Source organism: Vogesella amnigena (assembly GCF_042648905.1).
Taxonomy (GTDB): Bacteria; Pseudomonadota; Gammaproteobacteria; order Burkholderiales; family Chromobacteriaceae; genus Vogesella; species Vogesella amnigena.
In genome coordinates this window covers 173,243-182,344 of sequence record NZ_JBHRYH010000046.1, presented here as the reverse complement: position 1 = coordinate 182,344, position 9,102 = coordinate 173,243, and the positions used below count along the sequence as shown (strand labels likewise).

The 9,102-nt window shown below is 61.4% G+C and carries 13 protein-coding genes; 6 read left to right on the top strand and 7 right to left on the bottom strand.

Translation table 11 applies throughout. The features are described 5' to 3' along the window. Position 1: 1 nt before the first annotated feature. The 4 genes from ACFOKJ_RS16590 to ACFOKJ_RS16575 are packed head-to-tail and all read left to right on the top strand — an operon-like array spanning position 2 to position 3,331. Positions 2–751, top strand: coding sequence for an SAM-dependent methyltransferase (locus ACFOKJ_RS16590; protein WP_390281689.1), 750 nt, complete (start codon positions 2–4; stop codon positions 749–751). Next, positions 738–2,066, top strand: a complete 1,329-nt coding sequence (locus ACFOKJ_RS16585; RefSeq protein WP_390281688.1) for an HDOD domain-containing protein — start codon at positions 738–740, stop codon at positions 2,064–2,066. The genes ACFOKJ_RS16590 and ACFOKJ_RS16585 overlap by 14 nt, the downstream gene beginning before the upstream one ends. Beyond that, positions 2,067–2,852 carry a TrmH family RNA methyltransferase gene (locus tag ACFOKJ_RS16580; protein WP_390281686.1) on the top strand — a complete coding sequence of 262 codons (786 nt, stop codon included), beginning with the start codon at positions 2,067–2,069 and terminating at the stop codon, positions 2,850–2,852. It abuts the gene before it with no gap. Between the two features lie 23 nt (positions 2,853–2,875). Further along, positions 2,876–3,331, top strand: coding sequence for a GNAT family N-acetyltransferase (locus ACFOKJ_RS16575; protein ID WP_390281684.1), 456 nt, complete (start codon positions 2,876–2,878; stop codon positions 3,329–3,331). Between the two features lie 25 nt (positions 3,332–3,356). On the opposite strand, the gene ACFOKJ_RS16570 is transcribed toward ACFOKJ_RS16575, so the two are convergent. The 6 genes from ACFOKJ_RS16570 to ACFOKJ_RS16545 all read right to left on the bottom strand — a co-directional run bounded on the left by ACFOKJ_RS16570 (position 3,357) and on the right by ACFOKJ_RS16545 (position 6,468). Continuing rightward, positions 3,357–3,524 (bottom strand): hypothetical protein, encoded by a 168-nt coding sequence (locus ACFOKJ_RS16570; RefSeq protein WP_390281682.1) that lies wholly within the window; start codon positions 3,522–3,524, stop codon positions 3,357–3,359. A gap of 258 nt (positions 3,525–3,782) precedes the next feature. Next, positions 3,783–4,562, bottom strand: coding sequence for a peptidylprolyl isomerase (locus ACFOKJ_RS16565; protein WP_390281681.1), 780 nt, complete (start codon positions 4,560–4,562; stop codon positions 3,783–3,785). 18 nt (positions 4,563–4,580) lie between these two features. Then, positions 4,581–5,369, bottom strand: a complete 789-nt coding sequence (locus tag ACFOKJ_RS16560) for a peptidylprolyl isomerase (protein ID WP_390281679.1) — start codon at positions 5,367–5,369, stop codon at positions 4,581–4,583. A gap of 3 nt (positions 5,370–5,372) precedes the next feature. Beyond that, positions 5,373–5,636, bottom strand: coding sequence for a BolA family protein (locus ACFOKJ_RS16555; protein WP_390281677.1), 264 nt, complete (start codon positions 5,634–5,636; stop codon positions 5,373–5,375). Next, positions 5,633–5,935, bottom strand: a complete 303-nt coding sequence (locus tag ACFOKJ_RS16550) for a YciI family protein (protein WP_390281675.1) — start codon at positions 5,933–5,935, stop codon at positions 5,633–5,635. The genes ACFOKJ_RS16555 and ACFOKJ_RS16550 overlap by 4 nt, the downstream gene beginning before the upstream one ends. Further along, the gene (locus ACFOKJ_RS16545) at positions 5,935–6,468 is read right to left on the bottom strand and encodes a septation protein A (RefSeq protein ID WP_390281673.1); all 534 of its coding nucleotides are present in this window, start codon (positions 6,466–6,468) and stop codon (positions 5,935–5,937) included. Before ACFOKJ_RS16545 ends, ACFOKJ_RS16550 begins: the two co-directional genes overlap by 1 nt. A 215-nt stretch (positions 6,469–6,683) precedes the next feature. Between ACFOKJ_RS16545 and ACFOKJ_RS16540 the strand changes: the two genes are divergently transcribed. Further along, positions 6,684–7,616 carry an exopolyphosphatase gene (locus ACFOKJ_RS16540; RefSeq protein WP_390281671.1) on the top strand — a complete coding sequence of 311 codons (933 nt, stop codon included), beginning with the start codon at positions 6,684–6,686 and terminating at the stop codon, positions 7,614–7,616. Here ACFOKJ_RS16540 and ACFOKJ_RS16535 read toward each other — a convergent pair. After that, positions 7,600–8,286 carry an HAD family hydrolase gene (locus tag ACFOKJ_RS16535; RefSeq protein WP_390281669.1) on the bottom strand — a complete coding sequence of 229 codons (687 nt, stop codon included), beginning with the start codon at positions 8,284–8,286 and terminating at the stop codon, positions 7,600–7,602. The two genes, ACFOKJ_RS16540 and ACFOKJ_RS16535, sit on opposite strands and share 17 nt — an antisense overlap. A 48-nt stretch (positions 8,287–8,334) precedes the next feature. Here ACFOKJ_RS16535 and ACFOKJ_RS16530 point away from each other — a divergent pair, with 48 nt between their 5' ends. After that, positions 8,335–8,961: a nucleotide-binding protein gene (locus tag ACFOKJ_RS16530; protein ID WP_390281668.1), complete on the top strand. Its 627-nt coding sequence runs from the start codon at positions 8,335–8,337 to the stop codon at positions 8,959–8,961. Positions 8,962–9,102 lie beyond the last annotated feature (141 nt).

Below are 9,102 nucleotides of genomic sequence, written 5' to 3'. Positions count from 1 at the left end.
CATGCAGCGGTGGCGTCTGGTGCGCCTGCTGCTGACGCAGCTGTTGGCCGCATTGCTGGCCTGGTTTTTTGTGGCGCCGCTGACGCAGCCGCTGCATTGGGCTGTGTTGCAGTCCGCGTTGGTGTTGTTGCTGGGGCGCTGGCAGGGTTGGCGCGGCATGGCCGCCTGGCTACCGGCGCTGTTCATGCCGCTGGTGGTGCTGGCGTTGGGCTGGCAGCTGCCTTCCTGGGTTTATCTGGCCGGCTTGCTGCTGCTGTTTGCCCTGTCACGCAATGCGCTGACCGAGCGCGTGCCGCTGTATCTGTCATCAAACGAAAGCATTGCCCGCCTGGCGGAGTGCCTGCCGGAAGCCGCGCGGGTGCTGGACCTTGGCAGTGGCGATGGCCGTGTCGTGCTGGGTCTTGCTGCCAGACGACAGGATCTGCAGCTGTGTGGTATCGAGAATGCGCTGCTGCCGTGGCTATGGAGCCGCCTGCGCTATCTGCGGGCAGGGCGGCCGCAGAATGTGCAGTTGCATTACGGCAGCTTCTGGCGCTATGACTGGTCCGCATTCGACGTGGTGCACGCTTTTCTGTCACCGGCGCCGATGGCACGGGTGTGGCAGCAATTCCAGCAGCAATGCCATCCCGATGCCATGCTGGTGAGTAACTCTTTTATGATACAAGGGGTGCAGCCGCAGGAGCGCGTTGCCCTGTCTGGCATGCTGCAAACCGAACTCTTGATCTGGCGTCGTCCGCATGGAACTTGCTAACTGGCTCTCCTCCCTGAATGAAAACCGCTGGCCGGTATTGCCGGACACGGCGGTGCAGGTGCGGCAGATGATGATGCGTCATCAGGATGAGCTGGCGTTTTCCGAGTTGGCCAACCTGGTGTTGTCCGACCCCTTCCTGCTGCTGGATCTGCTGCGCATGGTGGGCACCTCCAGTGCCCTGCAGCGTAGCGAGTCCAATCCTACCGTTGAGCAGATGCTGATGCTGCTGGGCCTGGAAACGGTGCAGAAGCGCTTTGGCAATGTGCAGGCGCTGATGGTGAGCCGCGGCAAGCTGGACCCGGAGGTGATCGACGCGCTGGGGCAGTGGCTGGGCAAGGGCAGGGTGGCGGCGTTTCTGGTCAAGGAATGGCTGGCGCTGATTGGCGAAACCCGGGTGCAGGACTGCTTTATTGCCGCGCTGGTATATAACCTGCCGGCCTGCTTGTACCTGATCTATCGCAATCGCGAACCGCAGCGCCCCTTGCTGCAGGAAGTGTCCGAAGTCTTTGCCATGGATTACCCGAAGCTGCTGGAACAGTTCATCCAGCGCTTGTCGCTGCCAAGCGGGCTGCTGGCAACGCTGGATAGCAGCAGTGCCAGTCGCCGCAAGCAACTGCTGAAGCTGGCGATTGCCACCGCCAACGGCGTGGATCAGGGCTGGTGGCGTCCGCAGTGGCAGATCGGCATCGACGCAGCTGCACGTTTGATCGGCTGCACGCCGGAAGTGGCGCATGCCGCCGTACGCGATGCCACCTTGCGCGTGGCCAGGAATCCGCGTTCGCGCGGTTACACCTATCCCGCGCGTGCCTTTCTGTGGCGCGAAGGGCCGTTTCCGGTGGCGCCAACGGCACAGCCGGCTGCTGTCCTTAGTGGCGAGGAGCAGCTGGAACTGGCGCTGCGTGAATCGATTCGCCATTTCGCCAATGATCTCAAGCTGGAGCGCGTGTTCTTTCTGCGCTACGACCAGCCCACGCACACCTTGCGCATGCGCTACCAGGTGGGGCTGGATGATCATGATCCCCTGCGCAAGCAGGTGGTGTCGCTGGAGCCTGGCTGCTTTTTCAACCTGCTGGCCAGCAAGCCACAGAGCTTCCACGCCCCGGTTGGTGCGCGCACGCAACTGGCGCACCGCTACGGCGACGAGTTCCTGTCCCTGCTCGGCAATGGCGCATTTGCCGCCATGTCGGTATTCACCGGCCACAAACTGGCGGGGGTGTTCGTGGTGGACAACTTCCGCAGCAACAAACCTATCGAAGATGGTACCTATCAGCGCTTCAAGGAAACCGTGGCGCGGGTATCGCAAATTGCACTGTAAATGACATTCCACAAACATATTACTTCGGCGGCCAACGATGAGATGAAGCAGTTGGCCCGCCTGCTGGAGAACGCGCGCGAGCGGCGCAAGCAAGGTGTGGTGGTGCTGGAAGGCATACATCTGCTGCAGGCGGCGCTGGCTGCTGGCTGGCAGCCGCACGCGGTGTATGTCAACGAACAGGCAGCCGGCAAGGCTGAGCTGTTGTCCTTGCTGGCTGCCGTGGATTCACGGCGTTGCCAGCTGGTGACTGCCGCTGTGTTGGGCAAGGTTACCGCGCTGAGTACGCCATCAGAGGTGCTGACGCTGTGCATGCGCCCAGAGCCGCGCGCCGTGGCCGCTGGCGCCGCCTGCGTGATGCTGGACGATGTGCAGGATCCGGGCAATCTGGGCACCATTCTGCGTTGTGCCGCTGCGGCCAACGTGCGCGAGGTGTTCTTGTCCAGGGGTTGTGTCGATGTGTACTCGCCCAAGGTGCTGCGTGCCGGCATGGGGGCGCATTTCTTTCTCAATATTCATGAAGCGCAGGATTTGCCGGCAGTGTTGGCCGCATGGCCCGGGCGCAAGCTGGTTACCCATCTGGAAGGCAGTGTCTCGCTATATGGTGAAGACCTGAGCGGCGCGGTGGCCTTTGTCTTTGGCAATGAGGGCAGTGGTGTCAGTGCCGAGGTGCTTGCCCAGGCCGACACACGGGTGCGCATTCCGATGCCGGGGCATGCCGAATCCCTGAACGTGGCCATGGCGGCCACGGTATGCCTGTTTGAGCGGGTGCGCCAGCTGGAAGGCTAGTCCTTGCTGCTTGAGGAGGTGCTATGTATGCATGGCAACCGGTAGTGGCCGACGATTTCGAGGCGCTGCACCAGTTGCGCCTGGCGGCGATGCGTCCAAGCCTGGAGGCACTGGGCATTTACGATCCGGAGCGTTCGCGGCAGCGCTTTGCCGCGCGCTTCATCCCGGATGCGGCGCGCTGGATGCTGTGTGCTGGTGAGCGGGTCGGTTTTGCCGCTATGCGTCAGGCGGAGGGTTGCTGCCTGCTGGAGCATCTGTATGTGGCGCCACAATATCAGGGCCGTGGGGTGGGCGGCTGGGCGTTGCGCCAGCTGCAGGCCGAAGCAGCGGCTGTCGGCATGCCGATACGGCTGAATGCCTTGCGAGACAGCCCCTCCAACCGGTTTTACCGGCATTGCGGCTTTGTACCGACTCACGAAGAGCAGTGGGATATTTACTATCTGTGGCAAGCCACCGATAGGCCCGTCAAACCGGTTTGAACGCGGCCGGCCAAGAGGTCGCAACTTATTCCTTGGATTCCCGTTCCATACGCCGTCGCTCGATTTCGCGGCGGGCATTGGCGTTGCGTACGTCTTCCGGGCGGCAGCGCGGCATGGGTTTGCCGGCAAGGATATTGCTGCGCACTTCGGCACGAATTTCGAGATAAGCAGCTTTGGACTGATAGCGCGACATGACGGCAGCTCCTGGGTGAGGAAACGGCGACATGCGCTGGCTTCTGCGCCAGGCAAGATGGTGGCCGGCACTGACAGCGCGGACTGGTGTCATTTGTCGTGATACCCCCATGCGGCATGAAATGCAAGCCTGTAGCCGGTTGGCGGCAGATTTCGGTGGTCGGTACGTACTATGTGCAACAACCCCCTGGGGGCGCCAGGGGGTTGTTGTTGCCGGGAATGATGACTGCACCCGGCTGCCGGTTTCGATAACTGGCGATTACTGGATCTTGGCCTTGGCTTTCAGGGTCTTGATCAGTTCTTCGATGCGTTGCGACTGGATGCGCTGCTCCAGTTGCGGACGCAGTTGCTCCACGGACGGTGCAGCCTCCACTTTCACGTCATCCAGCTTGATGATGTGGAAACCGAACTGGGTCTTCACCGGGGTGGCACTAACCTGGCCCTTGGCCAGTTTCACCATGGCACCGGAGAACTCGGGAACGAAGGTTGCCGGTTCCTGCCAGCCCAGATCGCCACCATTGTTCTTGCTGCCCGGGTCTTGGGATTTTTCTTTTGCCAGCTGGGCGAACGGTTTGCCTTTCTTCAGGGCTTCCAGTACGGCCTTGGCTTCCGCTTCGGTCGCTACCAGGATGTGGCGTGCGTGGTAGCTTTTCTTTTCCGGGAATTCCGCTTTCACCTTGTCGTACTCGGCCTTCAGCAGGGCATCGGTTACCGGGTTGGTGCGGATGTATTCCTTGATGTAGCGGTTGGCCAGCGCCATGGCCTGGGCATTTTCCATTTCGGCCAGGAAGTCGGCGGATTTATCCATGCCTTTCTTCACGGCCTCCTGGCGCAGCACTTCGGCCGTTACCAGCTGCTCTGTTACCATCTGCGCCATCTGCGGGCTGGCAGGCTGGCCCTGTGCTTCCATCATCTTGACTACGGCATCAACACGCTGCTGGCTGATGGCGACGCCATTCACGCTCGGGGCGGCGGCTGCGATGCCGGCGGTCGTGGTCAGGGCGAGGGCAATCAGGGTCTGCTTGAATCGCTTGTTCATTACTGGCTTTCAGTTGGGTTATTGAATGTTTGCCTTCTGGCGCAGTTCGCCAATGGCATCCTGAATGGCTTTGTTCTGCAGGTCTTGCACAATGCGCGGCTTGAGGTTTTCCAGCGGCACCGGCTTGCCGTCGCGTACATCATCAATGCGGAATACGTGCCAGCCCAGGGGTGACTTGTATGGCTTGTCGCTGGTCTGCCCCTTGGCAATGGTTTTCAGCGCCTCTGCCAGCGAAGGCTCCAGCGCGGCAAGGTTGCCCCAGCCCATGTCGCCGCCGCGGTTGCGGCTGTTCACGTCTACCGACAGTTTCACCAGCGCGTCGAATTTGGCGCCTTTCTTCAGCTCGGCAATCACCTTGTTGGCGCCGGCCTCATCTGCCAGCACGATCTGGTGCACCAGAACTTCCTTGGTGCCCTTGAACTGGCTGGCGTAGCGGTCGTATTCCGCCTGTACCTGGGCATCGCTGACCGGGCGGTTTTTCACGGCCGCGGCAAAGAAAGCCTGCTCCAGCAGATTCTTGCGTGCATTTTCCAGGGCGGTGGTGAATTCGGTGCTTTTATCCAGGCCACCGCGAACTGCGGCTTGCAGTACCAGTTCGCGGCTGATCAGCGACTGGCGCAGTTCTTCGCGCAGCGCGGGAGTGTCCTGGGCGCGGCCATTGCTGTCGCGGATCACCTGGCTTACGGCCTGGTCCAGCAGGGTTTTGTCGATGGCCACGCCGTTCACGGTGGCAATGGGGGCGGCAGCGGCAAGGTTGGCCGCAGCTGCCAGGGCGGCGACCGCCAGCAGTTTGCAAGTGAGTTTCATGGATCAGATTTCTTCGGGAGTAAGGGTGCGCATCGACAGCGCGTGAATGCGCAGCTGGGCCAGGTCGCCCACTGCGTCATATACCATGCGCTGGCGCTGCAGGCGGCTTTTGCCGGCAAAGGCCGCCGCCACGATCAGCAGGTCGAAGTGGCCGCCGGATTTGGCACCGGCATGGCCGGCGTGTGCGGCACTGTCGTCGGTGATGTGCAGCTGTAACGGGTTCAGTGTCTGCAGGCGCTGTTCCAGCAGCTTGGTGATGTCGCTCATGCCGGCAGCACCTTGCGGAACGGCTTGACGCTTACCGAGGCGTAGACGCCGGCGGCAACGTAGGGGTCGGCATCTGCCCATTGCTGCGCAGCTTCCAGGCTGTCGAATTCGGCGACGATCAGGCTGCCGCTGAAGCCGGCAGGGCCGGGGTCATTGCTGTCGATGGCAGGAAAGGGGCCTGCCAGCAACAGTCTCCCGGCAGCCTGCAGTGCCTGCAGGCGCTCCAGGTGCGCCGGGCGGGCCGCCAGGCGCTGGGTCAGGGAGTCCGGCACATCCTGGCCGGTAATCGCATACAGCATCAGTGCGTTTCCTCGATGTATTTGGACAGGTACAGGCTCTGGGCGATGACAAACAGGATCATCAGGCCAAAGCCGCCGAATAGCTTGAAGTTGACCCAGACCTCTTCGCTGAAGCGATAGGCAACCAGCAGGTTGAGCGCGCCCAGGGTCAGGAAGAAGACAATCCAGGCTAGATTGAGTTTTTTCCAGGTGGCTTCGGGCAGGCTGATCTGGCTGCCCATCAGCGAACGCATGCCGATGCGACCGGTGAACTGGCCGATCAGCAGGCCGCCACCCATCAGCCAGTACAGTACCGTGGGCTTCCACATGATGAAGTGCTTGTCGTGCAGCAGGAGGGTGGCACCACCCATGACCGTGATCAGCGCCAGGCTGATCCACTGCATGGTGTCCACCTTGCGGTGTTTGATCCAGGCCAGGCCAACGGTAACGATGGTGGCGCCGATGGCGATGCCGGTGGCCAGAAACATGTCCTTGGTGAGCCAGTAGGCACCAAAGAACAGCATGACGGGGAAGAGGTCGGTAAGGAATTTCATGTGGCGGATTATGGGGTCAGCTACAGGGCAGCACAAGTGTGACTGGCAGCCCGAACATTTGTTCAAGCTTGCTGGCGATAATGCTGTTCAGGCAGGCCAGACATGACTATTGTCATAGAGATTTACCGCTGGGTGATAGCACAATCCGGGTGGCTGGCATGGGTGGGTGTAGTCATGGCCGGCAAGACACAACAGATAATCCCAAAGGGGGAGACATGGCAGACAGGAAATACCGACTGGTAACGCGTAGCGACTTCGACGGGCTGGTATGCGCGGTGTTGTTGAACGAGCTGGGACTGATCGACGATATCAAGTTCGTGCACCCCAAGGACATGCAGGATGGCAAGGTGGATATCGGTCCGTTCGACATTACCACCAACTTGCCGTATGTGCCGGGAGCCCATCTGGCCTTTGATCACCACTTTTCCGAAACGCTGCGCAACGAGGGCGGGCACGCCAATCATGTGATCGACCCGGCGGCGCCTTCCGCGGCGCGCGTGGTGTACAACTACTACGGTGGCAGCGAGCGTTTTCCGAATATTGCCACCGACATGATGACGGCCGTGGACAAGGCCGATTCGGCACAGTTTTCACTGGAGGAAATTCTCAACCCCAAGGGCTGGGTGTTGCTGAACTACCTGATGGATGCGCGTACCGGGCTGGGCCGCTTCCGCGATTTTCGCATCAGCAACTACGCGCTGATGATGGATCTCATCCAGTACTGCCGTAACCACAGCATTGACGAAATTCTGGCGCTGCCGGATGTGCGCGAACGGGTGGAACTGTACTTCGAGCACGAAATCCAGGCCAAGGAGCAGTTGCGACGCTGCGCCACGCAGCAGGGCCATGTGGTGGTGCTGGATTTGCGCAACGAAGAGGTGATTCACCCTATCAACCGTTTCGCCATCTATGCGCTGTTTCCGCAGGCCAAGGTGTCGATTCACGTCATGTGGGGCCTGAACAAGCAGAACACCGTGCTGGCGACCGGCAAGTCCATCATCGATCGCAGCAGCCGCAGCAATATCGGCGCGCTGATGCTGGAGTACGGCGGTGGCGGCCATGAGGCTGCCGGCACCTGCCAGGTGGATAACGATCAGGCGGCGACAGCGCTGGCCCAGCTGGTGGAGCGTATCAACGCGGCAGGTTGAGCAGTGTCTGCAGCAGCCCTCGGGCCTCGAACAGGTCCTGGCATACGGCCAGGGCCTGTTTTGCTATTTCTCCGGGCGGTTGCAGCATGTCCGGCACGATGATTACCCGCATGTTGGCCGCCAGCGCGGCCTGGGCGCCATACGGCGAATCTTCCAGCACGATGCAGTGCTCCGGTGCCACTCCCAGTCGGTGCGCGGCCTGCAGGTAGACATCCGGGGCGGGTTTGCAGCGAGCCACCTCGTCACCGGCAACGGTATGCTCGAAATAGCGGGCCAGGCCGGTGCGCCCCAGCTTGATGTCGGCCAGCTGGCGCTGCGTGGCGGTGCCAACGGCGCGTGCAATGCCGTGGTGATGGCACCAGTCCAGCAGCTCGGTGATGCCGGGCTTGAGTGGAATGGTCTGCTGGTGCAGCGCCTGGTGGTACTGCTGGCGACTCTGAGCTTCCAGTTGCTGAGCCTGTTGTGCATCGCCCAGCTCTTCGGTCAGATAGTGCAGGCACAGTGGCATGGCCAGGCCAACCATGGCGTCGAGATGCGCTTGCTGCAGTGGAATATCCAGTGCCGCGGCCGCCTGTTGCCAGGCCAGGGCCGACAGTGACTCGGTATCGATCATCAGGCCGTCCATATCGAAAAGCAGGGCGGCGAAAGAGGTGGGCGTGTTACATTGCATGGCGTAGGTCACAATAAGACAAAGAGATAAAGAGGCAAGAGACGCAGTATGGCGTATTCGATTCTGGTTGCGAATCCCAAGGGAGGCAGTGGCAAATCGACTCTGGCGACCAATCTGGCCGGTTTCTATGCTGCCCAGGGGTCGCGGGTGATGCTGGGAGATGTCGACAAGCAGCAATCCTCGCTGTCCTGGCTGGCCAACCGGCCATCGCCGCTGCCCTGTATTTCCGGCTGGCAGGTAGCGCCGGGCGAGCCGGCCAAGCCGCCGAAAGGTACCCAGGTAGTGGTGCTGGATAGCCCGGCCGGCTTGCAGGGCAAGAAGCTGGCCGCATTGCTTGGCAAGGTGGATAGGGTGATCGTGCCGATCCAGCCATCGCCGTTCGATATGTGGGCCAGTCGGGAATTCCTGGCGCAGCTGTTGCAGGAAAAGGTGGTGCGCAAGCAGCGCGCATTTGTCGGGGTGGTGGGCATGCGGGTGGATCCGCGCACCAAGTCGGCACGGGATCTGCAGCAGTTCCTGGCCGAGCTGGAGGTGCCGGTGCTGGGCTGGTTGCGCGATACCCAGCTGTATGTGCAGGCTGCGGCCAACGGCATGACGCTGTTTGATTTGCCGGCATCGCGTGCCGCGCGTGACCTGGAGGCCTGGCGCGGCATCTTGCAGTGGCTGGATAATTGAGCGCCGGAAAAAGCGCTTGACGGCACCTGGGGTGGTCAGTAGATTGACAAGGTTTGTGTGCGAACCCCCTGCGGGGCAAGCGCAGGGAAAATTGCAAGCGGAAGCCGGGTGGCTTCCGCTTTTTATTTGGGGCCCCCAGTT

Excerpts from the sequence above, each read along its gene's own strand:
- ACFOKJ_RS16575 (WP_390281684.1), top strand. The coding sequence starts at position 2,876 with ATGTATGCATGGCAACCGGTAGTGGCCGACGATTTCGAGGCGCTGCAC.
- ACFOKJ_RS16590 (WP_390281689.1), top strand. The coding sequence starts at position 2 with ATGCAGCGGTGGCGTCTGGTGCGCCTGCTGCTGACGCAGCTGTTGGCC.
- ACFOKJ_RS16560 (WP_390281679.1), bottom strand. The coding sequence starts at position 5,369 with ATGAAACTCACTTGCAAACTGCTGGCGGTCGCCGCCCTGGCAGCTGCG.
- ACFOKJ_RS16545 (WP_390281673.1), bottom strand. The coding sequence starts at position 6,468 with ATGAAATTCCTTACCGACCTCTTCCCCGTCATGCTGTTCTTTGGTGCC.
- ACFOKJ_RS16530 (WP_390281668.1), top strand. The coding sequence starts at position 8,335 with ATGGCGTATTCGATTCTGGTTGCGAATCCCAAGGGAGGCAGTGGCAAA.
- ACFOKJ_RS16550 (WP_390281675.1), bottom strand. The coding sequence starts at position 5,935 with ATGCTGTATGCGATTACCGGCCAGGATGTGCCGGACTCCCTGACCCAG.
- ACFOKJ_RS16555 (WP_390281677.1), bottom strand. The coding sequence starts at position 5,636 with ATGAGCGACATCACCAAGCTGCTGGAACAGCGCCTGCAGACACTGAAC.
- ACFOKJ_RS16580 (WP_390281686.1), top strand. The coding sequence starts at position 2,067 with ATGACATTCCACAAACATATTACTTCGGCGGCCAACGATGAGATGAAG.
- ACFOKJ_RS16585 (WP_390281688.1), top strand. The coding sequence starts at position 738 with ATGGAACTTGCTAACTGGCTCTCCTCCCTGAATGAAAACCGCTGGCCG.
- ACFOKJ_RS16540 (WP_390281671.1), top strand. The coding sequence starts at position 6,684 with ATGGCAGACAGGAAATACCGACTGGTAACGCGTAGCGACTTCGACGGG.
- ACFOKJ_RS16570 (WP_390281682.1), bottom strand. The coding sequence starts at position 3,524 with ATGTCGCGCTATCAGTCCAAAGCTGCTTATCTCGAAATTCGTGCCGAA.
- ACFOKJ_RS16565 (WP_390281681.1), bottom strand. The coding sequence starts at position 4,562 with ATGAACAAGCGATTCAAGCAGACCCTGATTGCCCTCGCCCTGACCACG.
- ACFOKJ_RS16535 (WP_390281669.1), bottom strand. The coding sequence starts at position 8,286 with ATGCAATGTAACACGCCCACCTCTTTCGCCGCCCTGCTTTTCGATATG.